Annotated in this window: 24 protein-coding genes; 12 read left to right on the top strand and 12 right to left on the bottom strand. The window is 70.6% G+C overall.

The window, feature by feature from the left end:
• Positions 1–70 precede the first annotated feature (70 nt).
• Complete coding sequence (locus tag JOD63_RS16660; RefSeq protein WP_157003949.1) at positions 71–1,687, top strand: FG-GAP repeat domain-containing protein; 1,617 nt, start codon at positions 71–73, stop codon at positions 1,685–1,687.
• Positions 1,688–1,719: 32 nt separating this feature from the next.
• On the opposite strand, the gene rocD is transcribed toward JOD63_RS16660, so the two are convergent.
• From rocD to JOD63_RS16635, 5 genes are all read right to left on the bottom strand, one after another.
• Positions 1,720–2,940, bottom strand: a complete 1,221-nt coding sequence (rocD, locus tag JOD63_RS16655) for an ornithine--oxo-acid transaminase (RefSeq protein WP_045274926.1) — start codon at positions 2,938–2,940, stop codon at positions 1,720–1,722.
• Positions 2,941–2,954: 14 nt separating this feature from the next.
• Positions 2,955–3,845: a dimethylargininase gene (gene ddaH, locus JOD63_RS16650; RefSeq protein WP_084613409.1), complete on the bottom strand. Its 891-nt coding sequence runs from the start codon at positions 3,843–3,845 to the stop codon at positions 2,955–2,957.
• A 136-nt stretch (positions 3,846–3,981) separates the two neighbouring features.
• A complete protein-coding gene (locus tag JOD63_RS16645) occupies positions 3,982–5,040 on the bottom strand; it encodes an NAD(P)-dependent alcohol dehydrogenase (protein WP_052682434.1) in 1,059 nt (352 codons plus the stop codon).
• 1 nt (position 5,041) lies between these two features.
• The gene (locus tag JOD63_RS16640) at positions 5,042–5,260 is read right to left on the bottom strand and encodes a helix-turn-helix transcriptional regulator (protein ID WP_045274925.1); all 219 of its coding nucleotides are present in this window, start codon (positions 5,258–5,260) and stop codon (positions 5,042–5,044) included.
• A complete protein-coding gene (locus JOD63_RS16635; protein ID WP_045274924.1) occupies positions 5,260–5,697 on the bottom strand; it encodes a hypothetical protein in 438 nt (145 codons plus the stop codon). Before JOD63_RS16635 ends, JOD63_RS16640 begins: the two co-directional genes overlap by 1 nt.
• Positions 5,698–5,829: 132 nt before the next feature.
• Here JOD63_RS16635 and JOD63_RS16630 point away from each other — a divergent pair, with 132 nt between their 5' ends.
• On the top strand, positions 5,830–6,003 hold the full coding sequence (locus JOD63_RS16630; RefSeq protein WP_157003948.1) for a hypothetical protein: 174 nt from the start codon (positions 5,830–5,832) through the stop codon (positions 6,001–6,003).
• Positions 6,004–6,034: 31 nt separating this feature from the next.
• Here the strand turns inward: JOD63_RS16630 and JOD63_RS16625 are convergent, their stop codons facing one another.
• Both JOD63_RS16625 and arfA read right to left on the bottom strand, forming a co-directional pair.
• Positions 6,035–7,072 (bottom strand): arabinan endo-1,5-alpha-L-arabinosidase, encoded by a 1,038-nt coding sequence (locus JOD63_RS16625; RefSeq protein ID WP_245617949.1) that lies wholly within the window; start codon positions 7,070–7,072, stop codon positions 6,035–6,037.
• A complete protein-coding gene (gene arfA, locus JOD63_RS16620; protein WP_045274923.1) occupies positions 7,062–8,573 on the bottom strand; it encodes an arabinosylfuranosidase ArfA in 1,512 nt (503 codons plus the stop codon). The genes JOD63_RS16625 and arfA overlap by 11 nt, the downstream gene beginning before the upstream one ends.
• Before the next feature lie 267 nt (positions 8,574–8,840).
• Here arfA and JOD63_RS16615 point away from each other — a divergent pair, with 267 nt between their 5' ends.
• Genes JOD63_RS16615 through JOD63_RS16600 form a run of 4 tightly spaced genes read left to right on the top strand, consistent with a single transcriptional unit; the run spans position 8,841 to position 12,812 of the window.
• The gene (locus JOD63_RS16615; RefSeq protein WP_045274922.1) at positions 8,841–10,184 is read left to right on the top strand and encodes an ABC transporter substrate-binding protein; all 1,344 of its coding nucleotides are present in this window, start codon (positions 8,841–8,843) and stop codon (positions 10,182–10,184) included.
• A gap of 59 nt (positions 10,185–10,243) precedes the next feature.
• Positions 10,244–11,221: a carbohydrate ABC transporter permease gene (locus JOD63_RS16610; RefSeq protein WP_211088146.1), complete on the top strand. Its 978-nt coding sequence runs from the start codon at positions 10,244–10,246 to the stop codon at positions 11,219–11,221.
• A gap of 11 nt (positions 11,222–11,232) precedes the next feature.
• Positions 11,233–12,135, top strand: a complete 903-nt coding sequence (locus tag JOD63_RS16605; protein WP_084613408.1) for a carbohydrate ABC transporter permease — start codon at positions 11,233–11,235, stop codon at positions 12,133–12,135.
• Between the two features lie 2 nt (positions 12,136–12,137).
• Positions 12,138–12,812: a YesL family protein gene (locus JOD63_RS16600; protein WP_045274921.1), complete on the top strand. Its 675-nt coding sequence runs from the start codon at positions 12,138–12,140 to the stop codon at positions 12,810–12,812.
• A gap of 5 nt (positions 12,813–12,817) precedes the next feature.
• On the opposite strand, the gene JOD63_RS16595 is transcribed toward JOD63_RS16600, so the two are convergent.
• Positions 12,818–13,816 (bottom strand): LacI family DNA-binding transcriptional regulator, encoded by a 999-nt coding sequence (locus JOD63_RS16595; protein ID WP_045274971.1) that lies wholly within the window; start codon positions 13,814–13,816, stop codon positions 12,818–12,820.
• 155 nt (positions 13,817–13,971) lie between these two features.
• A complete protein-coding gene (locus JOD63_RS16590; protein ID WP_407665028.1) occupies positions 13,972–17,736 on the bottom strand; it encodes a proline dehydrogenase family protein in 3,765 nt (1,254 codons plus the stop codon).
• 86 nt (positions 17,737–17,822) lie between these two features.
• Between JOD63_RS16590 and JOD63_RS16585 the strand changes: the two genes are divergently transcribed.
• Both JOD63_RS16585 and JOD63_RS16580 read left to right on the top strand, forming a co-directional pair.
• Positions 17,823–18,728: a LysR family transcriptional regulator gene (locus JOD63_RS16585; RefSeq protein WP_045274970.1), complete on the top strand. Its 906-nt coding sequence runs from the start codon at positions 17,823–17,825 to the stop codon at positions 18,726–18,728.
• A 114-nt stretch (positions 18,729–18,842) separates the two neighbouring features.
• Positions 18,843–20,792, top strand: a complete 1,950-nt coding sequence (locus tag JOD63_RS16580; protein WP_052682433.1) for a sensor domain-containing diguanylate cyclase — start codon at positions 18,843–18,845, stop codon at positions 20,790–20,792.
• A 51-nt stretch (positions 20,793–20,843) separates the two neighbouring features.
• Here the strand turns inward: JOD63_RS16580 and JOD63_RS16575 are convergent, their stop codons facing one another.
• Positions 20,844–21,143 carry a DUF7882 family protein gene (locus JOD63_RS16575; RefSeq protein WP_045274919.1) on the bottom strand — a complete coding sequence of 100 codons (300 nt, stop codon included), beginning with the start codon at positions 21,141–21,143 and terminating at the stop codon, positions 20,844–20,846.
• 49 nt (positions 21,144–21,192) lie between these two features.
• Between JOD63_RS16575 and JOD63_RS16570 the strand changes: the two genes are divergently transcribed.
• Positions 21,193–21,447 carry a hypothetical protein gene (locus JOD63_RS16570; RefSeq protein ID WP_045274918.1) on the top strand — a complete coding sequence of 85 codons (255 nt, stop codon included), beginning with the start codon at positions 21,193–21,195 and terminating at the stop codon, positions 21,445–21,447.
• A 15-nt stretch (positions 21,448–21,462) separates the two neighbouring features.
• Here the strand turns inward: JOD63_RS16570 and JOD63_RS16565 are convergent, their stop codons facing one another.
• The gene (locus JOD63_RS16565) at positions 21,463–22,242 is read right to left on the bottom strand and encodes an EAL domain-containing protein (RefSeq protein ID WP_052682431.1); all 780 of its coding nucleotides are present in this window, start codon (positions 22,240–22,242) and stop codon (positions 21,463–21,465) included.
• A 145-nt stretch (positions 22,243–22,387) separates the two neighbouring features.
• Here JOD63_RS16565 and JOD63_RS16560 point away from each other — a divergent pair, with 145 nt between their 5' ends.
• Positions 22,388–22,702: a DUF7882 family protein gene (locus JOD63_RS16560; protein ID WP_045274917.1), complete on the top strand. Its 315-nt coding sequence runs from the start codon at positions 22,388–22,390 to the stop codon at positions 22,700–22,702.
• Between the two features lie 429 nt (positions 22,703–23,131).
• On the opposite strand, the gene JOD63_RS16555 is transcribed toward JOD63_RS16560, so the two are convergent.
• On the bottom strand, positions 23,132–23,692 hold the full coding sequence (locus JOD63_RS16555; RefSeq protein WP_045274915.1) for an acyl-CoA thioesterase: 561 nt from the start codon (positions 23,690–23,692) through the stop codon (positions 23,132–23,134).
• A gap of 118 nt (positions 23,693–23,810) precedes the next feature.
• Here JOD63_RS16555 and JOD63_RS16550 point away from each other — a divergent pair, with 118 nt between their 5' ends.
• Both JOD63_RS16550 and cofE read left to right on the top strand, forming a co-directional pair.
• On the top strand, positions 23,811–24,317 hold the full coding sequence (locus JOD63_RS16550; RefSeq protein ID WP_045274914.1) for a GNAT family N-acetyltransferase: 507 nt from the start codon (positions 23,811–23,813) through the stop codon (positions 24,315–24,317).
• A 26-nt stretch (positions 24,318–24,343) separates the two neighbouring features.
• On the top strand, positions 24,344–25,135 hold the full coding sequence (gene cofE, locus JOD63_RS16545; RefSeq protein ID WP_045274913.1) for a coenzyme F420-0:L-glutamate ligase: 792 nt from the start codon (positions 24,344–24,346) through the stop codon (positions 25,133–25,135).
• Positions 25,136–25,138: the final 3 nt, after the last annotated feature.

Here is a 25,138-nt window from a genome sequence, read left to right as displayed (position 1 = left end):
CCATGTCGCGAACGCCGTGGGCGCGCCTGTGGACAGTGCCTGGCTGCGCCCCCGCGGCGCATAGAATCGCGTGGTCATCCTCCCTCCCCCTGGAGTCATCGTGCGCACCTCCCCTCGGCTCCGGCACTTCTCACCGCGTCGCTGGCTGACGGCAACCCTCGTGGCGGTGCTCGTGGCACCGCTGGCGGTCGGAGTTGCCGCGCCCGCCTCCGCCGCATCGTCGGTGTCGATCTCGGGGCAGGTCTTCGATTCCGACGGCACGACCGCGGGCTCGGTGTGGGTGGCCGCGTGGCGGCCCGGCGCCAGAACGTTCATCGACCGCGTCCAGGCAGATGCCGCAGGTCGCTTCACCATTCCCGGCCTCACCGCCGGTTGGAAGTACTACCTGTCTGCCGAGACGAGCGTGAGCTCGAAGGAGGGGCGATCCTTCGGGTACTTCACGGGCGACCCCTCCGACCCGGAGACCGGCTATCAAGCGCGCGGGCGCATCTTCGTCACGAAGTCGGCCGGCCTGTCCGGTCTCACGCTCCAGCGCGAGGCACGCACGTCCATCTCGGGCGCCTTCCGCAACGCCGACGGCTCGCCGCAGGCAGACGCCGAAGTCTATGTGTACGCACGCGTCGACTACGCCACCGCGCCCGACGGTTATGGCGGGCTCGCTCCGAGTTATCAGACGCGCACGGCAGCAGACGGCTCGTACACGGTCCGGGGCCTGGAGACAGCCGGCTCGGAGGTCCGGGGGCACATCGTCGCCCTGTTCCGCGGGCTGAACGGCTACCCCGCATTCATCGGGAAGGACCCGGCTGATGGCATCGTCCCCGCTGATCGGGCACGGGTGTTCGGCCGGACGACCGCGCCGATCGACGCAGGTACGGTAACTCTGCCGGTCACGACTCTTCCGGCAGATCAGTTCATCCTCGGCCGTCGCCTGACCGCCAGTTGCTGCGAAGCCCCGATCGGAGAGATCCTGCAGGTCAGCGGCGGGACGCTCTCCGCCTTCTCGTACGCAGGCGGAAAGCTGCAGCCGGGGGTTCCCATCCGGAGCGGACTGGGTGACGAGCAGATCCATGCCCCGGGCAACTGGGGGAAGTACGACTACTTCTGGTCGAACCCCGACTATCAGGCCCGGGAGCCGAGGAGCGACCTCGTGACCGTCGACCCGAACGGCGACCTCATCATGTACGAAGGCGACGGATACGGCTACCTCCGGCCCCCGACGAAGGTCGGATCGGGGTGGCGGAACCATCAGGTCGTCCTCTCGGCCGACGTCAGCGGCGACAATCGCCCCGATCTGCTCAGCGTCGACGGGAACGGCGTCCTGCGACTGCATCGCGGCAGCAGTTCGGGCGCACTCCTCGGGCCGTCCTCGAAAGTGAGCAGCGGGTGGAAGGGACACACGCTCTACGCCGCGGGATGGCTCGACAAGGACGCCGAGGCAGACCTCGTCTCGGTGGACGCGGACGGGGTGCTGTGGGCGTCCTTCGGCCGTGGCGACGGGACGTTCAAGAACCGCCAACGGGTCAGCGCCGGTTGGGGCAAGTACACGATCGCGGCCGGCGAGGACATCGACGGCGTCGGCTATGCGGACATCGTCGCCCGCGAGGATTCGACCGGGCGGCTGTACCTCTATTCAGGGCTCGGCAACGGCAGCTTCAAGACGAGGAAGCTCATCGCGACCGGCTGGTGAACGTTCCGCCGTTCCGGTCGTGCGTGCTCGGCTCAGCCGGCGAGCACGACCTTCAGCTGCTCGACCGCCCAATCGAGCTCGGTGGCGCGGATCACCAGCGGCGGGGCGATGCGGATCGTCTGGCCATGGGTGTCCTTCACCAGCACACCGCGCGCGATGAGCTTCTCGGCGACCTCGCGACCCGTGCCGACGGCGGGGTCGATGTCGACGCCGGCCCAGAGACCGGCGACGCGCACCGCGGTCACACCGTGGCCGATGAGCGCGTCGAGCCGTGCCTCGAGGTGCTCGCCGAGCGCCTTCGCGCGAGTCTGGAACTCGCCCGACTGCAGCATCTCGACCACGCGCAGTCCCACTGCCGCGGCGAGTGGGTTGCCGCCGAAGGTCGAGCCGTGCTCTCCGGGACGGATGACGCCCAGCACGTCGCGGTCGGCGACGACGGCCGACAGCGGAAGGATGCCGCCGCCGAGCGCCTTGCCGAGCAGGTACACGTCGGGCACGACGCCCTCGCGGTCGCACGCGAACGTCTCGCCGACGCGGCCGAGACCCGACTGGATCTCGTCGGCGATCATGAGCACGTTGTGCTTCGTGCAGATCTCGCGCACCGCACGCAGGTACCCCTCGGGCGGAACGATGACGCCCGCTTCGCCCTGGATCGGCTCGATGAGCACGGCCGCGGTCGACTCGGTGATCGCGGCCTCGAGTGCGGCGGCATCCCCGAACGGCACGCCCACGAACCCGGGGGTGAAGGGTCCGAACCCGTCACGCGCCGTGTCGTCGTCGCTGAAGCCGACGATCGTGGTGGTGCGGCCGTGGAAGTTTCCGTGGGCGACGACGATCTGCGCAGCGCCGTCGGCGATGCCCTTGACGCGGTAGCACCAGGCGCGCGCGACCTTGATGCCGGTCTCGACGGCCTCGGCGCCGGTGTTCATCGGCAGCACCAGATCCTTGCCGCACATCTCGGCGAGCGCGCCGGCGAAAACGCCGAGCCTGTCGTTGTGGAAGGCCCGACTGGTGAGGGTGAGACGCGTGAGCTGCTCCTGCGCCGCGGCGATGAGAGCAGGATGCCCGTGGCCGAAGTTCAGCGCGGAGTAGGCCGACAGCAGGTCGAGGTAGCGCTTGCCCTCGACGTCGGTGACCCAGGCCCCCTCGCCGCGGGCGACGACCACCGGAAGCGGGTGGTAGTTGTGGGCGACGTGCTCCTCTTCGGAGCCGATGATCTCGATCGTGGCGGTGTCGAGCGATGCGGTGCTCATGGGGTTCCTTCCGTTCAGCGCCGCAGCTCGAGCGTGCAGCACTTGATGCCGCCGCCGCCGAGCAGAAGCTCCGACAGGTCGACGAGCACCGGGTTGTAGCCGCGCTCGCGCAGCTGAGCCTCGAAGCCCTTCGCGCGCGGCGAGATGATCACGTTGAGGCCGTCACTGGCCGAGTTCAGGCCGAACACGGCGCCATCCTCGTCGGCGACGCGGATCGCGTCGGGGTAGCGCTCGGCGAGCACCTGCTGCGACGCCTTGTCGAAGGCGTGCACGAGATAGGCGATGTTCGCCTTCTCGACGCCGCCGGGGCCCTCGACGGGGTCGAGCACCGAGATCGCGGTGTCGAGGTGGTAGAAGCGCGGGTCGACCAGGGTGAGCGAGACGACCTCCTTGCCGAACACCTCAGCGAGCTCGCGGTGGCTGTCGCCGGTCGAGCGGAAGCCGGTTCCGGCCAGGATCGTGTCGCCGACGAGCAGGAAGTCGCCCTCCCCCTCGTTCACCTCGACGGGTTCGGCGACCTCGTAGCCGTTGTCGCGGAACCAGTCCATGAACGCCGGACCCTCGGGCATCCGCTCCTGGAATCGGAACTTCGCGCCGTACGCGACGCCGTCGATCACGAATCCGCCGTTGGCCGTGTAGACCATGTCGGGCAGGCCCGCGATCGGGTCGATCAGGTGCACCTCGTGGCCGAGGGCGATGTAGGTGTCGTACAGCGCCTGCCACTGGCGCACGGCGAGCGCGGTGTCGGTGGGGTTCGCCGGCTCCATCCAGGGATTGATCGTGTAGCTCACCGTGAAGTGCTCGGGGCGGCACATGAGGTAGCGACGCGTCTGCTGGATGCGGGCGGATGCTGCGCCCGCGGCGGCTGCGGTGGCGGTGGCGGGCGCGGTGTTCTGGGTGGACATCTGGCTCCTTCGGAAGGGGCGGCGGACGCTGTCCAGAGGCCCGGCGGAGCTGTGAGAAGCCATCGACTCGGGCACGCCGCATCCATTCTCGCACGACACCTGCGTGCAGCCTGGGAACCGCGGTCGACCGCCGGGATCACCGCGCCGGCGGGTCGATGCGGGCGCTTCCGAGCACGACGGTCTTGCCCACGGCCCGCCCCGAGTCGGTGCGCGCGAGCGCCGCGCCGGCCTCGGCCAGCGGCCAGGTCCCCTCGACGACCGGCGTGACGCGCCCGTCGACGGCGAGCGCGACGAGGTCGGCGAGCACACCGGTCTTCGACGTCGCCAGGAACGACAGCAGGCGTCGCTTCGAGCCGATCGAGCGGACGGATGCCCCGGCCAGGCGCGCGATCGGACCCCAGAACCGGCTGCCCTCGCCCGACACCAGCACGACGCGGCCGCCGTCCCGCACGAGCCGCTGCAGGTCGCGCAGCGATGCCGTGCCGGCGATGTCGATGACGACGTCGTACTGCCCGGGCGGCAGGCCCGCGGCATCGGTCACGCGGTAGTCCCAGGTGCGCGATGCGCCGAGGCCCTCGACGAGAGCGCGGTTCGCCTCGCCGCAGAACGCGTGCACGTCGGCGCCCCGCAGTCGCGCGAGCTGCACGGCGAACGTGCCCACCCCACCGGTGGCCCGCAGCACGAGCACGCGGTCTCCGTCGCCGACCTCGCCGCGGTCGAGCGCCTGCCACGCGGTGACGCCGCTCACGGGCAGGGTCGACGCGACGACCGGATCGAGCTCCACGGGCCGCGGCACCAGGCGCGCGGCGTCGGTCACGGCGTACTCCGCCAGCCCGCCGCCGAGCGACGACAGCTCGCCGACCACCTCGTCGCCCACCGCGAGACCGGCCACGCCGGGGCCGAGGGCGACGACGGTGCCGGCGGTCTCGAGGCCGCGCACCGGCTGCTTGGGTCGGCGCAGGCCGAACGCCGCGCGGCCGACGAGCGGCTCGCCGCGCATGACCTTGACGTCTCCTGCTGCGAGTGCGGTGGCCCGCACGCGCAGCAGCACCTGGCCCTTCCCCGGCACCGGAACGGGGCCGCTCTGGCGGGTCACGGACTCGGGACCGCCGTAGCGCTCCTGCCGCCAGGCCGTCATCGTCTGCGGGACGGCGCCGGGTGCGGCATCCGTCGCCTGGTTCTGGATCTCGTTCATGTCATTCCTCCGGGTATTGGAAGAGGTCGTCGAGGCCCACCTCGAAGATGCGGGCGATCTGGAACGCGAGCTCGAGCGTGGGCGAGTACTTCTCCTGCTCGATCGCGATGAGGGTCTGCCGGGTCACGCCCACGCGACGGGCGAGCTCGGCCTGGGTGAGTCCCGCACCTTCGCGCACGGCGCGGATGCGGTTGGTGACGCGGGTGGGTCGTGCCGCCATCACTGCGGGATCCCCTCCCGGTACGCGGCGAGCCTGGCGAACCCGCCGAGCGTCGCCGAGAGGAAGAAGCCGAGGAAGATCGCGTTGCCGATCCAGAACCACGGCGCCTCGACCATGCAGAGCACGAGGGCCACGAGAGACCCGATCACGGCGAAGGCCTGCCCCACCCGGTCGCCGAACCGCTCGATGTCGCGGTCGCGCTGATCGGCCGTGTGCTCCTCGTCGGGGTCGCGCATGCCCGCGGCGATGCCCCAGCCGATGCTCACGACGATCGACAGCACGATCGCGGCGAGGATCGTCCACACCATCGGCCACACCCAGTCGATCTCGTCGACGGGCTTCTGGAACAGCTGCGGCACGACGATCACGAGGTATACCGCTGTGCCCAGGATGCTCGCGATCAGCTGCGCCCACGTGTTGCGCTCTGCGTATGCCATGACGGCCTCCTGCGGTGTCAGGTTTTCTTGACACGCACGCTACGCCGGCGGAACGGTCATGTCAAGAATTTTTTACACCGCGATCGTCGAAGGCCCGGTCGGCGCCACCCCGGCGCGTTGTATGGTTCGGGGATGGATGCTTTGTCGGCACTGGTGCTGCAGCTCGCGTTCGCCGCGATCGGCCTCGTCGCGCTGTTCTACGTCATCCGGGCCGCGGTGCTGAGCGCCCTGCGGACGCACCGCGCCGAGGTCGACGGCCGGGCGCGCGCCGAGCCGCCCTCGCACCTCGACGCCGACGGCATCTGACGCCCCCGGCGACGGAGTCCGCGCCGGCGGGCTACTCCGCGGCGGCGAGCTCCTCGGAGGTGCGGGCGACCGGCCAGCCGTCGTCGGTCCACGCCAGCTCGCGGATCGCCAGCTGGAACGCGCCGCCCTGAGCAGCGTCGTAGAAGTGGAAGCCGAGGTGGCCGTCCGACACCGACTGCCCGCCCGGGCCGACCATGTCGCCGTAGGCGTCGAGGATGACCCCCGCACCGTCCATCGTCAGCTCGGCGCCGTCGGGACCGACGTACGGGCCGGTGATGTCGGCGGAGCGGCCGACCGCGATCCGGTACGTCGAGTCGGTGCCCTTGCAGCACGACTCCTCCGAGACGAACAGGTAGTACCAGTCGCCGTGGCGATAGAGGTAGGGCGCCTCGATCGCGTTCGGCGGCGCGTCGCGCGAGGCGATGGTCACCGGCTCGGCGCCGGCGACGGGCATCCCGCTCGGCCACTCCAGCTCGATGAGCTGGATGCCGCCCCAGAACGAGCCGAAGCTCATCCACGGCGTGCCGTCCTCATCGGTGATCACGCCGGGGTCGATGGCATTGTAGTCGTCGACGCCGGGCGTCGACTGCCACACCATGCCCTGATCGACCCATGCGTAGTCGGGGTCGTCGGGGTCGAGGGTGGTGTTGGTGGTGAGCCCGATCGCCGACCTGTTCTTCCCGAAGGTCGAGGCGGAGTAGTAGAGGTAGAAGGTGCCGTCGTGCTCGACGACGTCGGGCGCCCAGAAGTTGGAGACCCCCGGCACCGCCTCATAGGCCCAGTCGGGGCGGGATGCCGCATCCCAGACGGTGCCGAGGTCGTCCCACGTCGTGCCGCCGTCGACGGACCGGCGGATCTGGGGCGCCCCGAGCCCCCGCCGCACGTCGCCGGTCGAGAAGACGTACCAGGGCTCGTCCTCGGCGCCCACGACGAGCGCGGGGTCGTGCACGGCGAGGTCGCCTTCGAGGGCGAGAGGGGTGGCCGCCGACTGGGCGGCGCAGGCGGATGTCGTCATGGCGAGTCCGATGGCGAGCGCGAGGGCGGTGAGGATCCGGCGATCAGCCCGCACGGCCGAGCCTGATCACGTTCCACGACACGGGTGGAAGCTGCATCGACACCGTGCCCGCGTCGACGGCGGCCGTGTCGTTCGGACGCGGCCGCACCGTGCTGTCGTCGTCGGCCGTCGCCGTCCACCGCGGGTCGTTGTGGGCGTACGAGGTCGCCTCGACGACCTCGACCGCGCCGTTTCGCACGTCGACCTCGAGCGTGAGGGTGTCGGTCTGCGAGCGGTTGACCGCGAACACCACGATCTCGCCGGTCTCGTCGTCGTACGTCGCGACGCCGTCGATGAGCGCCACCTCGCCGAAGCGGGCCGTCTCGTAGGTGGGCGACGCGATCACCGGCCGCAGCACGGACCCCTTCGCGAGGTTCGCCGCCTGCGCGAACGGGTGGAAGATCGTCTGCTTCCAGATGCGCCCGCCCGGCTCGGTCATGATCGGCGCGATCACGTTGACGAGCTGGGCGATGGATGCCGCGTGCACGCGGTCGGTGTGGCGCAGCAGGCTGATGAGCAGGGAGCCGACCACGACGGCATCCGCCACGGTGTAGCGGTCCTCGAGCAGCACCGGCGCGACCGGCCAGTCGTCGCCGGTCGGCGGCTTCGACTCGGCGCGCTTCTGATACCAGACGTTCCACTCGTCGAACGAGATGTTGATGCGCTTGCTGTGGCGACCGGCGGCGCGCACCTGGTCGGCCGTGGCGACGACGTCTTCGATGAAGCCGTCCATGTCGACCGAGGAGGCGAGGAACGAATCGAGGTCGCCCTCCTCCTCCCAGTAGTAGGCGTGGGCCGAGATGTAGTCGACGTGCTCGTAGGTCTCGGTGAGCACCACCCGCTCCCACTCGCCGAAGGTGGGCATGTCAGAGCTCGACGAGCCGCAGACGACCAGTTCGAGGTTCGGGTCCATGAGGCGCATCGCGCGCGCCGTCTCGGCGGCGAGGCGACCGTACTCGGCGGCGGTCTTGTGGCCGATCTGCCACGGGCCGTCCATCTCGTTGCCCAGGCACCACATCGCGACCCGGTACGGGTCTTCTGCGCCGTTCGCGCGGCGGCGCTCCGCCATCGCCGAGCCGGCGGGCACGTTGCAGTACTCGAGCAGGTCGAGCGCCTCCTCCACGCCACGGGTCCCGAGGTTGACGGCCATCATCGGCTCGACGCCGGCCTTCGCGGCCCACGTCATGAACTCGTCGGTGCCGATCGTGTTCGGCTCCATCGAGTGCCAGGCGAGGTCGAGACGGCTCGGGCGCTCGTCGACCGGACCGACGCCGTCTTCCCAGCGGTAGCCCGAGACGAAGTTGCCGCCGGGGTAGCGCACCGTCGACACGCCCAGCTCGCGGGTGAGGTCGATCACGTCGCCGCGGAAGCCGTTCTCGTCGGCGGTGGGATGCGCCGGGTCGTGGATGCCCGTGTACACGCAGCGGCCGAGGTGCTCGACGAACGAGCCGAAGGTGCGCCGGCGGACCGGTCCGACCTGGAAGGCGGGGTCGAGGGTGAAACGCGCTGCGCGCATGGTGAGGGTCTCCTCCCGGGCGCCGGACGACCGTGTCGTGGCGCGAGTGCTGTACATCGTTGTAGAGGGACCATACACAGGCGTCCGCCGGGGTGTCAATTCATTTAAAGATCCTTTGATGCGCTTGACATGAGCGTCGAGATGTCGCACTATCTCTAACGTTGTAATGGATCACCGGATCCACCGGTCAAAGGCGACAACCTCGGCAACGGCACACGCAGAAGTGAACGAGGGCCAGCGACCTCCCATCCCACACCGGAGGCATCAATGAGGAAGACCAAGATCGTCGCGGCAGCGGCGCTGGCATCCGTCGCCGCGCTCACCCTGTCGGCCTGCGGCGCCGGCTCGGGCGAGGGCGACGCCGACACCATCCAGTTCATGTTCCGCGGCGGACCCGACGAGAAGGCCGCGTACGAAGCGGCCATCGACCGGTTCACCGAAGACACCGGCGTCGAGGTCGAGATGATCGTGACCGACGCCGACCAGTACGCCACCAAGCTGCAGGCTGCGGTGTCGGGCGGCAAGGTGCCCGACGTGTTCTACATCGAGCAGGCCAACCTGCAGTCGTACGTGCACTCGGGCGTCCTGATGGACATCACCGACCTCGTCGCGGAGAGCGACATCGACCTCGACAACATCTGGCAGTTCGGCGTCGACAGCTACCGCTTCGACGGCACGCTCCAGGGCACGCCCGACGGCAAGCTCTACGGCCTGCCCAAGGACGTCGGCCCCTTCGCGTTCGGCTACAACAAGACCATGCTCGAAGACGCCGGCATCCCGCTCCCCGACCCGACCACGGGCTACACGTGGGACGAGTTCGTCGACGTGACCAAGCAGCTCACCGTCGACAAGGACGGCGACGGCGCGATCGACCAGTGGGGCACCGGACTCAACGTCCAGTGGAACCTGCAGTCGCTGGTGTGGAGCAACGGCGGCGACTGGACCAACGAGGACCGTACCGAGGTCACCGTCGACACCCCCGAGTTCGCCGAGGCGCTGCAGTGGTTCGCCGACCTCACCAACGTCGAGAAGGTCACCCCGAGCGCTTCGGATGCCGCGACCCTCGACACCTACCAGCGGTGGATGGCCGGCGAGATCGGCTTCTTCCCCGTCGGCCCGTGGGACGTCTCGGTCTACAACGACCTCGACTTCGACTACGACCTCATCCCCTGGCCGGTCGGCTCCACCGGCGAGCAGGCCACGTGGCTCGGCAGCCTCGGCATCGGCGTCTCGGCGACGAGCGGCAACCCCGAGGCCTCGGTCGACCTGGTCAAGTACCTCACGACCGACGTCGAGGCGCAGGAGACCCTCGTCTCCGCGAACATCCAGATCCCCAACCTCATCGACATGGCTGAGGAGTGGGCGGCCGAGGAGGGTGCCGAGCCCGCCAACCGCGCGGAGTTCGTGAACATCGCGAGCACGACCGGTCGCGCGATGCCGGCGGCATTCACCTACGGCGCCGCCTGGTACGACGAGCTCTGGACGAACATCCAGCCCGTCCTCGACGGCGAGCAGACCGCCGCGGACTACCTGGCGGAGGTGCAGCCGCGCATGCAGACTCTTCTCGACGAGGCCAACATGCGCGCCGAGCAGGCGGCTTCCGCAGGCTGACGCATCATCGAGTGGGCGCCCCGCTGCGGCGGGGCGCCCACTCCACACCAGGAGCGAGCATGTCGACACAGATCCCGACCCCGGCAGCGTTCAGGTCTGCCACCCGGGCGGCGCTGAACCCGAAGCCGGATGAGCCGATGCGCTCCAAGCGCGAGGTCAACCGCCTCCACCGCGTGGAGCACCGCTGGGCCTTCGCCTTCATGGTGGCGCCCATCATCGGATTCCTCGCGTTCACCGCGTACCCCCTCGGGTACGCGATCTACGCGTCCCTCACCCGCTGGAACGGGCTCGGGCAGATGACCTTCATCGGCTTCGAGAACTACGTGCGACTGTTCAAGGACCAGTACTTCCTGACGTCGCTGTGGAACACCGCGTTCTACATGATCGGCATCCCGATCGGCCTGGCGCTCTCGCTGCTGCTCGCCCTCGCACTCAACCGCGGCATCTTCGGGCAGACGGCGTTCCGCACCATCTACTACGTGCCGGTGATCTCGTCGCTCGCCGCGGTCGCGATCGTCTGGCAGTTCGCGTACAACGGCGACTACGGCCTCATAAACCAGTTCCTCGCGATCTTCGGCATCCAGGGCCCCGACTGGCTGCAGAACACCGCGACGGTCAAGCCCGCGATCATCATCATGGCCGTCTGGAAGGGGCTCGGGTACTCGACCCTCCTCTACCTCGCCGCGATCCAGTCGGTGCCCGCGTCGCTCATCGAAGCGGCCAAGCTCGACGGCGCGAATGCGACGCAGCGGGTCTGGACCATCGTCGTGCCCATGGTGCGGCCCGTGACGTTCTTCCTCGTGGTGACCAACATCATCGGCGGCGCGCAGCTGTTCACCGAGGTCAACATCATGACCCCGAACGGCGGCCCCGAGTTCAGCTCGGCCACCGTCGTCTGGTACGTCTTCCGCCAGGCGTTCCGCTATCAGGAGATGGGCTACGCGACCGCGATGGCGGTGGTGCTCGGCATCCTCATCTTCGTCGTCACCCTGATCCAGTTCCGCCTCAACAAGCGCAACGACTTCAGCATCGAGTGAGCACAACAGCCATGTCAGATCACACCCGCACCCTCACCGTCCCCGACGCCAAGAAGCGGCGACTGCGCCCGGCCACCGAGAAGGGGCAGAGCCGGCTCGTCAACGCCGTGCTGTTCGTGGTGCTCGCCGTCGGCTCGATCGCGATGCTCGCCCCGCTCATCTGGATGTTCACCACCTCGCTCAAGACCAAGGTCGAGGTGTTCGCGCTGCCGCCCGTGCTGTGGCCGACCGACCCGCAGTGGGACACCTACACCCGCATGTGGGATGCCGCGCCGATCCTCTCGGGCATCCAGAACAGCCTCATCGTGTCGCTGACGGTCACGATCATCGGCTCGATCACGTCGACGATGGCGGCGTACGCGCTCGCAAAGATGCGGCTGCCGTACAAGAACGCGATCTTCATCGGCCTGCTCGCCGGCCTGATGATCCCGTACCCGACCCTGATGATCCCGCAGTTCGTGATGTTCGCGAAGTTCGGCTGGGTCGACACCCTGCTCCCGCTGATCGTGCCGCTGCTGTTCGGCAACATCATCATGATCTTCTTCATCCGCCAGTACCTCGCGAGCGTTCCCGATTCGCTCATCGAGGCCGCCTACATCGACGGCGCCTCGCACCCGCGGGTGTTCGCCACGATCGTCGTGCCCCTCATCCGCCCGGCGATCGCCGCGCAGTTCATCCTGTGGTTCATGGCGATCTGGAACGACTACCTCGCGCCGATCCTGTACCTGAACTCGCCGCAGAACCAGACGCTGCAGGTGGTGATCGCGAACCTCAACGTGGAGTTCGCGACGCAGCGGGACTACCCGCTGATCATGGGCGCGAGCGTGGTGGCCCTGCTGCCGATCCTCATCGTGTTCCTGATCTTCCAGCGCCAGATCATCGCCTCGGTGGCCCTCACCGGAACGAAGGGCTGACGATGACCGCCCCGAGCGCCGAGCGCCGCTCCCCCGCCTCCGCCGACCTGGCCGACGTGCCCGGGTGGGCGGGGGCGGTGATGCTCGTGCTGCGGGCGATCACCCAGCTGGTGGGCATCCATGTGCTGATCGTGCTCGGCACGCTCGCCGGCGGCATCGTGGGCGGACTCGCCCCCGCCGCGACAGCCGCGCGCTCGCTCACGTCGCACCTCGCCGACGGCACTGCGGGCCTCGCGATGTGGCGCGAGTTCTGGGGTGCATGGCGGTCGTCGTTCCGTCGCGCCAATCTGCTCGCCCTGCCGTTCTGGGGCATCGGCGTGCTGCTGGCGACGGATGCCTGGGCGCTGGCGCAGACCACCGGCGCGGTGCGCGCGGCGATGGGCGTCGCCCTCGTCGTCGTGACCGCGTACGCGCTGGTCGCGCTGGCGTACCTCCCCCTCGTGGCCGGTGAGTTCGACGACCCGTGGGGTGCGAGCATCCGGTACCTCCTGCTCGCACCGGCTCTGCACCCGGGGCGCGGGTGCGCGATCCTCGTCAGCCTCGCGGCGATCGGCTGGGCGTACTGGATGGTCCCGCCGGTGGCCGTGCTGCTCGGTCTCGCCGCGCCGATCCTCGTGACCGGGTGGATCGCCGCGCCGGCGCTGGCGGCGTCCGCGGACTCCGCCGCATCCGACTGAGCGGATCAGCCGCCGGTCGACTCACGGGCGACGACGGCGTACGCGGCCTCGACGTAGCGGGGGCCGATCAGCAGATCGGGCTCCATGATCCGCTCGACGATGAAGTCGACGGCCGTCTGGGCGATCTGTGCCTTGCCGGGTGAGATCGTCGAGAGGGTCGGCGTCGCGTAGGCGGCATCCTCGATGTCGTCGAAGCCGATCACCTTCACCCGCCCGGGCACGTCGATGTGGCGCTGGTGCAGCTCGTGCAGCGCGCCGAGGGCGAGCGCGTCGTTGAGCCCGAACACCGCATCGAACTCGACGCCCTCGTCGATCATCCGTCGCACCGCTTCGGCGCCGGTCGAGCGGTGCCACAGGCCTGCCTCGCGCACCAGCACCGGATCGAACGCGATGCCCGCGTCATCGAGGGCGCGACGGTAGCCGGTCGTCCGAAGAGCCGCCGAGCCGACGACCTCGCCCTCGTGCCCGCCGACGACGGCGATGCGACGGGCGCCGCGCTCGATGAGGTGCGCCGTCGCCGCCCGCGCCCCGTCGACGTTCGCCATGGTCACGTGGTCGACCGGACCGCCGAAGATGCGCTCGCCGAGGAGCACGAGCGGGTAGTCCACGTTGAGCGCACCGACGTCGTCCTGGCCCATCTCGAGCGGCGAGAACAGCAGTCCGTCGGTGAGGCTGCGCCGCGGGCTGCGGAGCACCTCGAACTCGCGCTCGCGCTGGGCGGCGGTGTGCTCGATCAGCACCGAGACGCCGTGCTTCTCGGCCGCGACCATCACGGCGTCGGCAAGCTCGGCGAAGTACGGCAGGGCGAGCTCGGGGAGCGCGAGCCCGATGACCCCTGCGCGCCCCTTGCGCAGGCTCCGCGCCGACATGTTCACCTTGTAGCCGAGCTCGGCGATCGCCTTCTCGACCCGCTCCTTGGTCGCCGGGCGGATGTGCGGGTAGCCGTTGACGACGTTCGACACGGTCTTGATCGACACCCGCGCGCGCGCGGCGACCTCGTGCATCGTCACCGCGGCGCGCGGCTTGCGGCGCAGCGGCGCAGGTCGGTCGGGAAGGCTCGCCGGGACGCCGGCGCCCGCGTCGTCACGAGGCTGCGCGTCGTCGGAGGTCACCTCGCGATTCTACTGATCCGCCGCGTGTTTCCGCGGATCCGACGACCTCAGATCACCGCCTCCGACCAGCGGTCGGGGTTGCCGAATCGGTGCGCGGTGATCGTGATCGACTGCTCGCGGAGGAACGGCAGCAGCTCGAGCCGCCCGGCGGTCGTCACGTCGGCGTCGTAGACCGCCAGGTCGGGGTCTCCGCCGGTCGCCGCAGCCAGCGCACGGTGCAGCTGCGCGACCGAGGAGCGCGAGCCCACCAGGCGGGCGCGGGCAGAACGATCCGACCCGTCGGCCGCCGGCAGCTGCATCCGTTCGATCCACTGCGCGTCGCTCTCGACGAACACCGGCACGTCCTGCTCGGTGAGGGCGCGGCGCACACCGGCCGGGAGGCCGACCGGCGCGCTGACGGTGAGCACCGCGCCGGCGCGCACGCCCGCGACGATCACGCGCAGCAGCGCCTGCCACGAGGCATCCGCCGTCGCGCGCACGGCGACCTCGCCCACCGGGCGGTACCGGAAGAGGTTGCGCTCGACGCCGAGCGCCGACACGTCGCGAACCTGCCCGAACTCACGGTCCCACGCGATCGCGTCCGACAGCGCGCCGCGGCGCAGCCACTCGAACGCCTCGTAGTCGAGCGACGGCTGGGCGGCCTCGATCACGCCGGCGATGCGCGAATCGAGCCCGCGCAGGTGAAGGGTCGTCGACGACGACTGCCCGCCGGCAGAGGCCCGCCACGAGCCGAGGCCGACGAGGTAGTTCGGGCCGCCCGCCTTCGCCCCCGCGCCGACCGAGGACCGCTTCCATCCGCCGAACGGCTGGCGCTGCACGATCGCGCCGGTGATGCCGCGGTTGACGTAGAGGTTGCCCGCCTCGACGCGGTCGAGCCACACCTCGAGGTCTTCGGGGTTCTGGGTGTAGAGCCCGGCGGTCAGCCCGTACGCGACGGCGTTCTGCAGCTCGATCGCCTGCGACAGCGACGACGCGTGCATGACGCCGAGCACCGGCCCGAAGAACTCCTCCTGGTGGAACCGCGAGCCCGGCTGCACGCCCACACGGATGCCGGGCGACCACATGCGCCCCGCGAGCTCGGGGCCCGCGTCGAGGCGGCGCGGCTCGACGAGCCACTGCTCGCCCTCGTCGAGGGTCGACAGCGCCCACGCGAGCTTGCCGTGCGGCGGCTCGATGACCGGCCCGACCTCGGACAGCGGGTCGGACGGCGGGCCGACCCGCAGCGACGATGCGGCGTCGACGAGCTGGCGCGCGAAGCGCTGCGAGTGACCGACCGGACCGACGAGGATGACGAGCGACGCGGCGGAGCACTTCTGCCCGGCGTGACCGAAGGCGCTCTTGATCACGTCGCCCGCGGCGAGGTCGAGGTCGGCGGACGGCATCACGATCATGGCGTTCTTGCCGCTGGTCTCCGCCAGCAGCGGCAGCTCCGGCCGCCAGGAGCGGAACAGCGCCGCGGTCTCGTACGACCCGGTGAGGATGACGCGGTCGACGTCGTCGTGCGAGACGAGCGCCTGGCCGAGGGAGCCCTCGTCGATGTCGACCAGAGCGAGCACGTCGCGCGGCACACCGGCATCCCACAGCGCCTCGGCGACGACAGCCGCACAGCGGCGCGCCTGCGGAGCCGGCTTGAAGACCACGCCCGACCCGGCGGCGAGCGCGGCGAGCACGCCACCGGAGGGGATCGCGACGGGGAAGTTCCAGGGCGGCGTGACGACGGTCACCAGGGCGGGCTCGAACACCGCCCCGCTCACGCGGTCGAGTTCACGCGCGGTCGCCGCGTAGTAGTGGGCGAAGTCGACGGCTTCGCTCACCTCGACATCGGCCTCGGCGAACACCTTGCCGGTCTCGGACGCTGCGACCTCGATGAGTTCGGCGCGTCGGGCCTCGAGAGCGCGACCTGCGGCGGCCAGCACGTCACCGCGCTCGGCGGCAGGACGCGCACCCCACGCGGCCGCCGCTGCGCCGACCCGTGCGACGACGGCGTCGACGGCGGCGATGTCGGAGAGGCGCGACGCCGCGACAGTCGCATCGCCCGCGGTGGAGTGCTCGACGCGGGAGAGGATGCCGCGCGCCCAGGCGCGGTTGGCGGGCAGCGCCGGATCGGAGTCGGGGGCGTTGTGGAAGCCCGGGGCCCCGGCGGCGCGCTCCGCGCCCTCCCGGGGGGCGAACACGGCGGTCTCGACGAACCTCGCGCCGCCGAAGAGCTGCTCCTCGACCGTCGGCGCGACCGGAGCGGTCTCTCCCGGCTCGCGCTGCAGGATCTCGTCGCCGGCGACGGCGGAGCGCGCGATGCCGATGACCGCCTGGGTGAGACCGGACTCGTCGCCGCCGCGCGCACGGGTGCGGAGCCTCTGCTTCTCGTCGGTGCCGGCGGCGAGCGCAGCCGCCTCGGCGGCGCGGTCCTGGTGGCGGTGGGCACCGATCGACAACTCCGGGTCGTCGGCCCGGGCGAGTGAGGCGAGGAAGCGGTCGCGCTCGCGCACGAGCAGAACCGGATCATCGGCGAGCTCGAACGCGGCCGAGAGGAAGTTCTCGCTCGACGCGTTCTCCTCCAGCCGCCGCACCAGGTAGCTGATGGCGACGTCGAACTCGTCGGGCCGCACGACGGGCACGTACAGCAGCACGTGCCCCACCTCGCGGGTGACGGCTTCGACCTGCCCCTGCGCCATGCCCAGCAGCATCTCGACCTCGACATCGGCCTGCACACCGCGCTCGCCGGCGAGCAGCCACGCGTAGGCGATGTCGAAGAGGTTGTGCCCCGCGACCCCGAGGCGCACGGCGGCGGTGTTCTCGGGCCGGAGGGCGAAGCGCAGGCACCGCAGGTAGTTCGCGTCGGAGTCGACCTTCGCGTCGTACGTGGCGAGGCTCCAGCCGTGCATGACGGCGTCGACATGCTCCATCGCGAGATTCGCGCCCTTCACGAGGCGCACCTTGATCCGCGCACCGCCCGCCGCGACGCGGTCCTGGGCCCACGCGGTGAGGCGCTCGAGGGCGGGCTGCGCGTCGGGCAGGTACGCCTGCAGCACGATCCCCCCTTCGAGCAGCCGCAGCCGCGGGTCGTCGAGGATTCTGGTGAACACCGCGATCGTCAGATCGAGATCGCGGTACTCCTCCATGTCGAGGTTGATGAACGTGCCGTTCGCCGCTGCCGTGAGGTACAGCGGGAGGAGGCGCTCGATCACCGTGTCGACGACCTCGTCGAATGCCCACATCGAGATGTGGCTGGCGATCGCCGACACCTTCACCGACACATAGTCGACGTCATCCCGACGGATGAGCTCGTGGATGCCGTCGAGCCGCCGCAGCGCCTCCTTCTCGCCCAGCACCGCCTCGCCGAGCAGGTTCAGGTTGAGACGCGCCCCGCTCTCGCGGAGCTGCGCGATCGCCGGACCGAGCTTGTCGGGGCGGGCATCGACGATGAGGTGCCCGACCATCTCGCGCAGCACGCGCCGTGCGATGGGCACCACCGGCATCGGCAGCACCGGGGCGACTGCGCCGCCGACGCGGACCGCCGTGCGCAGGTACCAGGGCAGGAAGTCGGGCACGAGCGGGGCCACCCGCTGCAGGTTGGATGCCGCGGCCGACAGCGACTCCGGCCGCATGACGCCGTCGACGAAGCCGATCGTGAACGGAAGCCCGTTGCCGTCCTTCAGTACTCCGGCGAGGCGCTCGGCCGCGGGGTCGGCCTCGACCTCGGCGCTCTCGGCGATCCAGCGCTTCGCCAGCGCGACCGCTTCGTCGGCCGACGCCGTGGAGCTCTCGGGGTTCTCGTTCATCGCCACCACTCCAGACTGCACCTCTGATCGCATGGGTCCACTGTGCGGCATGCGATCGTTCAGGAACAGCGACGATCTATGATCGATACCGTTCAGGTTTCTCGATGATCGGATGCATCGTGTTCGAGCTGCGCCGCCTGCGCCTGCTGCACGAACTCGCCCTGCGAGGCACACTGGCCGCCGTTGCCGAGGCGCTCGCCTACAGCCCGTCGACGATCTCGCAGCAGCTGACACAGCTCGAGCGCGATGCGGGGGTGGCGCTCACCGTTCCCGACGGGCGCCGGCTGCGTCTCACCGAGCACGGTGAACTGCTCGCCGCACACGCCGCGCGCGCCCTCGACCTCGATGAGCAGGTGCGCGGGTCGCTCGAATCGCTGCAGCCGGGCGTGGCCGCCGTGCGCGTCGCGACCATGCAGACCGTCGTGCACGGCGTACTGCCCCGCGCGCTGACGCTGCTCGCCGACCGTCACCCCGATCTGCGGGTGGAGGTGACGGAGGCTCCGCCGGAGGAGGGCCTGTTCGAGCTTTCGGCCCGTCGGTTCGATCTCGCGATCGCCGAGCAATACCCCGGCCAGACGCGCGCGCACCGCGCCGGTCTGCAGCGCAGGGCGCTCGGCAGCGACCCGCTCCGGCTGGCTGTCCCGCCGAATGACCGCGCCTCCGGCCTGGCCGATCTGCGGGGCCGCGCCTGGGTGCTGGAACCCACCGGCACCGCTTCGCGCCGCTGGGCGGTTCAGCAGTGTCGCGCCGCGGGGTTCGAGCCCGACGTGCGATTCGAGATCGCCGACCTCACCGCGCATGCCGCACTGATCGCGTCGGGCCGCGCCGTCGGCATCCTCCCCGACCTGCTGTGGCGCGGGGCAGTGCCGCCCGTGACACTGCTGGATCTTCCCGGCGGCCCGGTGCGCGACGTGTTCGTCGCGCACCGGGAGCCGTCGGCGCTGCGCCCCGGCATCCGCGCGGTGATCGCCGCGCTGGCCGACGCGTTCGACCCGGGCACGCCCACGTCGACGGTCGACGGGTGAGCACGGGCAGAGCCGGGAGATCCGGCCTCTGCACCCGCCCCGACACGACATATCATCGACTAACGAACGGGCGACGCGCGGGAGACGAGCCGGCCCCGGCGAAGGAAGGCCCGCGTGCCAGATCCATCCGCTGCCGCACTCGAAGACGAGCGGCGCTGGACCCGAGACGAACGGCGACGGCTCGAGGAGTGCTCGATCGAACCCATCCGCACACCCGGCGTGATCCAGTCCCACGGCACGCTGCTCGCCGTCGATGAGCAGACCGGGGCCGTCGTCGCCGCGAGCGAGGATGCTGCTCACTGGCTCGGCCGGCAGCTCGCCGACGCCTCCGATCCCACGGTCGGCTGGGCAGCCGTCCAGGCGGTGGCCGTCGACCCGGTGCGGGTCGAGTTCGACGGGCGGCGCTGCGACATGATCGTGCACCGCGGCACCGCGCCTCTGCTCGTCGAGCTGGAGCCGGTCGAGCCCGATCTCGAATACGTCCGCACCGGCGTCGTCGGCGCGATCCAGCGCATCGCCTCGATCACCGATCCCGATCTGCTGCGTGTGACGGCGGCCGCCGAGATCAAGGCCGTCACCGGCTTCGATCGGGTGATGTGCTACCACTTCCACGACGACGGACACGGCGAGATCGTCGCCGATGAGCGCGAACCCGGCATGGAGCCGTACGGCGGACTGCATTTCCCCGCATCCGACATCCCGTCGCAGGCGCGTGCGCTTTATCTCGAGAAGCGCTCGCGGGCGATCGTCGACACGGCCGACGCCGGCGCCGCCGTGCTCACCACCACCGGCGCGACATCCGATCTCGATCTCGGCGTGACCGAGCTGCGCGCGGCGTCGCCGCACCACCTGCAGTTCATGCGCAACATGGACCAGGCGGCGACCGTGTCGCTCTCGCTGGTGCACGAGCAGCGCCTGATCGGCATGATCACGTGCGCCCACCGCACTCCCAAGCGACTCCCGGTCCTCCTCCGCCGCGCCCTCGAGGTCTTGGCCGCGCAGGTGGCGACCCAGCTGACCGCGGCCGAGCAGATCCGGGCTCTGCGCCGGGAGCTCGACGCCCGCGAACGACGCACCGCGGTCGTCGCGCCGATGTACGGCTCACAGCCGACGCCGACCGTGCTGCTGCGCCGCGATCGCACGGTGCTCGACGTCGTGCCGGCGACCGGCGTCTACCTGCGCCTCGCCGACCGGGTCGACATCCTCGGCGTCGTGCCGTCCGTCGCCGGGGTGAGCGCAATCGTCGACGCGCTGGGCACCGACTTTCACACCGACGCGCTTCCGGTCGACCATCCCGAGCTCGCGGCACGCGTTCCCGGTGTGGCCGGGACGCTCGCGGTGCCGCTGTCGGATGCCGGCGACACCCTCGTCTTCCTCCGCGGGGAGGCTGCCCACGAGGTGGAGTGGCTCGGCGATCAGACGGCGGCCAACCGCGACGACCCCCTGTCGCCGCGGCGTTCATTCTCCGCCTGGCGGGAGAGCGTCACCGGCCGCAGCCTGCCATGGGACGAGCACCTGCGGGACGCCGCCGACCTCGCCGCCGACATCCGCGCTGCGATGGATCGTCGTCGCGAAGCGGAACTGGCCGAACTCGCCCTCCATGACGCGCTCACGGGCCTCTACAACCGGCGATACCTCGACGAGCGGCTCAGCGCGCTCGACGACATCGCCGCCGCGAGAACCGCGATGGTGTTCGTCGACCTCGATGACTTCAAGCAGATCAACGACACCTACGGTCACGAGACCGGTGACATCGTGCTCTCCGCGGTGGGTCGGCGCCTGGCCTCGCACGCCCGCAGCGGCGATGCGGTGGTGCGCCTGGGCGGCGACGAATTCGTGATCGTGCTCTTCGATGCCGACGGCCGTGACGCCCGGCGCGTGGGCGATCGCATGCTGGCGACCCTGGCCGAGCCGATCGTCGTCGACGAGCTGGTGCTGCGGATCACCGCATCCGCGGGCGTCGTCGCCGCGGGACACGACCTGCACCCGTCGGATCTGCTGTCGAACGCGGATGCCGCGATGTATCGAGCGAAGCGGGCGGGCGGCGCGCGCCTCTCGGCCTGAGCGGGTCGAAGAAGGGCACGGAGCCCCGGGCGCGGAGCCCCGGGCGCCGGGTCAGCGCGACCGCAGGTCGGGTTCGGGCGTCACCCGCAGCCCGCCGGGCGTGTTCGCGGCGTCCGCGAGCTCCTGCATCCACACGCGGTTGATCTCGGGCATCGGCCCGTCGTAGCTGAATCGCAGGGTCGTCGCCGACGACAGCCACACCACGTCGCGCCGGCCGGTGTCGTCGGCGAGGGAGAACGCGAACCCTTCGCTGCGGCGCAGCTTCGCCACGATCACGAGTTCGAGGTGTGCGAGCGTGCGATCGTCGATCGGAAGCTCGACCGCCGGTGCGCCGTAGTGCAATGTTCCCACGGCACGATCCTAGGCCCGCCGCAGCGAGCCCTGCCGGTAGCCTGAGACCGTGACGATCGTGAACCGACTCACCGTCGACGGGCGGGACTACTTCCTGCCCGAGCCTGTGACCGAACTCAAGCAGCAGATCCTCGAGGCCATCAAGTCCGGAGGCGGCTACGTCAACGTGCCGCCGCTGCGTGGTGGCCCCGGCATCGACATCCTCTTCTCGCCGGGCATGCCGGTGACCTGGTCGCAGATCGAGGTGGGCGGGGCCGAATCGGCAGCCGCCGTCGCCGAGACCGGCACCGCCGACGACATCTGACCCTCGTCCGGAGCGTCAGACGACCTGGAGCATGCGCTCGATCTCGCGCGCCTCCACCGGCGCCGACCAGAGGTAGCCCTGCCCGCGGTGGCACCCGCGTGCCCGCGACCGCGCCAGGTCTGCGGCGGTCTCGATCCCCTCGGCGACGACGCGCCAGCCGTGCCGCACAGCCCCCGCGACCAGGTCGCGGATCGCACGCTCGGCAGCGTCGTCGGTGCGCTGCGTGAGCGATCGGTCGATCTTGACCTCGTCGATCGCGAGGGGCTCGAGCATGGTGAGCGTGGTCTCGCTCCCCCCGAAGTCGTCGATCGAGACGGCGATGCCCGCCGCGTGCAGGAGCGGGATCGCGTCGACCACCGCGGTCGCGATCTGCGGCGGCGGGGTCTCGGTGACCTCCACGACGAGCGTTCCCGGCAGCAGCCCCGCCGCGTCGGCGCAGTCCGCGACACGGCGCGCGAAGGCCGCGTCGACGCCGGTCGGCGAGGCGTTCACCGACAGGCCGAGGGTCGCACTCCCCGCCCGCTGCCAGCGGCCCACCTGTGCCGCGGCGGTCTCGAGCATGCGCGCGTCGATGTCGGCGATGAGGTTCTCGCGCTCGGCGATGGGGATGAACCGGTCGGGCATGAGCACCCCGTGCTTCGGGTGCAGCCAACGGCAGAGCGCCTCGACCGCGGCGGGGACGCCGCGCTTGCCGCGCACCGTCGACAGATCGAACAGCGGCTGGTAGGCGACCTGCAGCTGACCGCCGTCGACGGCGTCCCTCAGGTCGCGCGCCAGCTCCGCCTCGATGTCCACACGGTCCACCCTGGGGCGGCCACCGAATCGGCGCAACACCCGACACGACGGCCGATTCTGCGTATAATGCCCGCGCGCGAGCGCGCAGCATCCGCTCGCCGAGTCGATCACCGCGCGACGACAGTGCGCGGCTACGCTGTGATCGATGGGCACTCTGACCTACGACTCGAAGCTGACCGTGGCGCTCGACGACCGCGTGCTGGCGCATCTGCAGGCTGTCATCTGGTCGAAGCTGCGCCGTGGCGAGCAGTTCGCGTTCACGTGGACCGACCCGATGCGCAGTGGCCTGGGGCGCACCTCGGTGTGGCTGAGCCCGCACATCCCGCTCGCGTTCGAGTACTTCGGCAGCCGGGCGCCGCGCCTGAACCCCGCGTGGATCGACGCGCTCACGAAGTCGGCGAACTCGCCGGGCGGTCTGACCCTGGTCGCCGAGCCCGAGGGCGGCGACGGCGTGACCTGAGCGCCCGTCCCGTCGCGGCACCTGCGCGACGCGGGAGGTTTACCACAACGGATGCCGAGCGTCAACACCCGACGCGGCGGTCGCGACCGTCGTACCGTCGTCGACATGACCCAGTGGCCGATCGGACTCCTCGAGAGAACCACCCCCCGAGTGAGCCGGCCGTCCTGGATCGCGCACGGCGGATCCCCCAGTCCCGCCGCGCGTCGGGTGTCGAGAAGGCATGGCGTCTCCGGGCCGGGGGGCCGGGATCACGACGCCCTCTCCCTTCTCGACACCCGTTCCCCGGCGGCCGTGCTCCCTGCTCCACACGCGGGCACCGGAGCCTGGATCGCCGTCCTCGCCGTCGTCGACCTCGCGGTCGCCACGGCGCTCGGACTGGTGATCCTGGCCATCGCCACCTGACGGCCGGCGCGAGCACCCGATCCGCGATCACTCCCACATGCTGGGCGCGGGCGCCTTCGTCGAGGGGAGAGCGGATGCCGAAGCCCAGTCGTGCACCCAGGGGGCGACATCCGGAACACCCTCCGGGCGGCCGACCGCCTCGAACAGCTCCTCGTGCGAGACCAGCCCGCCGCTGCGCTTGAGGAACCGCGCCCGCACGATCATCTCGGTGTAGACCTCGCCCTTCACAACGGCCCGGTGCACCATGTACACCGACTTGTCGTCGTGGCCGAGGAGGCGCGTCTCGATCGTGAAGCGCTGCCACAGCTCGAGCGACTTGCGGAACGTGATGGTCTCGCTCGCCACGACCGCGTACCAGCGACGCTCGTTCACCGTGTCCCAGAGCCCCGTACGGATGAGGAGGTCGAAGCGGCCGAGGTCGAAGAGCGACCCGTAGCGCCCGTTGTTCATGTGACCGAGCAGATCGATGTCGGTCGGCATCGTGCGCACGCGCACCCGCCCGACGGCATTGAGCGGAACGGGGCCGCGACGGCGCAGCTGCACCTTGGCGTGCCAGATCGTCAGGAGGGTGCGCCAGATCACGTTCACGAGGAGCGATAGTAGCTGTCAACGCGTCCCTGCGCGGTTCGCTTGTGCGTTCCGCACAGGTTCTGCGGCGGCATCCGCTCGATTTCCCGTCTCGGTGAGGCGCGCGTAGAGTCTGGCCATGGAAGCCGAAACCCAGACCGACACCGTCGTCCGTCCGGTGCGGGATGTCGACGCAGAAGCCCTGGGCCGCGTCCACGCCACCGCCTGGCACGAGACCTACGACCACCTGATCAGCAAGGCGGCCCTCGAGGCCGTCTCACCCAAGCGACTCGCAGAGCTGTGGACCCACTGGGCTGTCCAGGGTCCCGAGTTCAAGATGTTCGCCGCCCTCGTGGGGGGCGAGATCGTGGGCTTCGCCGGTTCCGGTCCCGCCCGCGACAAGGATGCTCCGCGATTCCGCGAGCTGTACTTCATCTACCTGCTCGACGCCCACCACGGCACCGGCATCGGCCAGAAGCTGTTCGACGCCGTCGTCGAGGACGGCGAGGAGCTGTACCTGTGGGTCGCCGACGACAACCCCCGCGCACACCGCTTCTACGCGCGCAACGGATTCGCCCTCGACGGCGCCACGCACACGGAGCCCTTCCTCGGCGAGACGCTCACCGAGGTGCGGTTCGTCCGCTGACCTCGCAGATCGGCGAGGATGGGGGGATGCCCGCATCCTCGCCGATTCCTGTTCCCGCCCTCTCGATCTGGGCGCTGCCGGGCATCCCCGAGGTCACGACCGGTGACGACCTCGTCGCCCTGATCGCGGATGCCGCAGGCCCGGCACTCGCCGACGGCGACATCCTCGTCGTCACCTCGAAGATCGTCTCCAAGGCCGAGGGACGCTTCGTCGTCGCAGACGACCGCGAAGACGCGATCACCGCCGAGACCGTGCGCCTCGTGGCAGCCCGCACCGGTCCGTCGGGCCACACGACGCGCATCGTGCAGAACCGCCTCGGCATCGTCTCGGCGGCCGCCGGGGTCGATGCGTCCAACACCCCCGACGGCACGATTCTGCTGCTCCCCGTCGACCCCGACGCCTCTGCGCGCGCCATCGCAGCCGGCCTGCGCGCGCGCCTCGGCGTGGAGGTCGGCGTCATCGTGTCGGACACGCTCGGGCGCGCCTGGCGCGACGGCCAGACCGATCACGCGATCGGGGCCGGCGGCGTGCGCGTCTTCGAAGACCTGCGGGGGACGACGGATGCCGAGGGCCGGCCCCTCACCGTGACCCTCCCCTGCGTGGCCGACGAGCTCGCCGCGGCGACCGACCTCGTGAAGGGCAAGGCGGCGCGCCTGCCGGTCGCAGTCGTCCGCGGCCGTGCCGACCTCGTCGGCCCGCTCGATCTTCCCGGCGCCCGCTCGATCGTGCGGGCGCTCGAGACCGACATGTTCCGCCAGGGCGCCGACGAGGCCTACGCCGACGGGTTCGCCGCGGGCGCGGCATCCCGAGCCGTCTGAGTC

Source organism: Microbacterium terrae (assembly GCF_017831975.1).
GTDB lineage: Bacteria > Actinomycetota > Actinomycetes > Actinomycetales > Microbacteriaceae > Microbacterium > Microbacterium terrae.
This window is presented reverse-complemented; position numbering and strand designations above follow the sequence as displayed.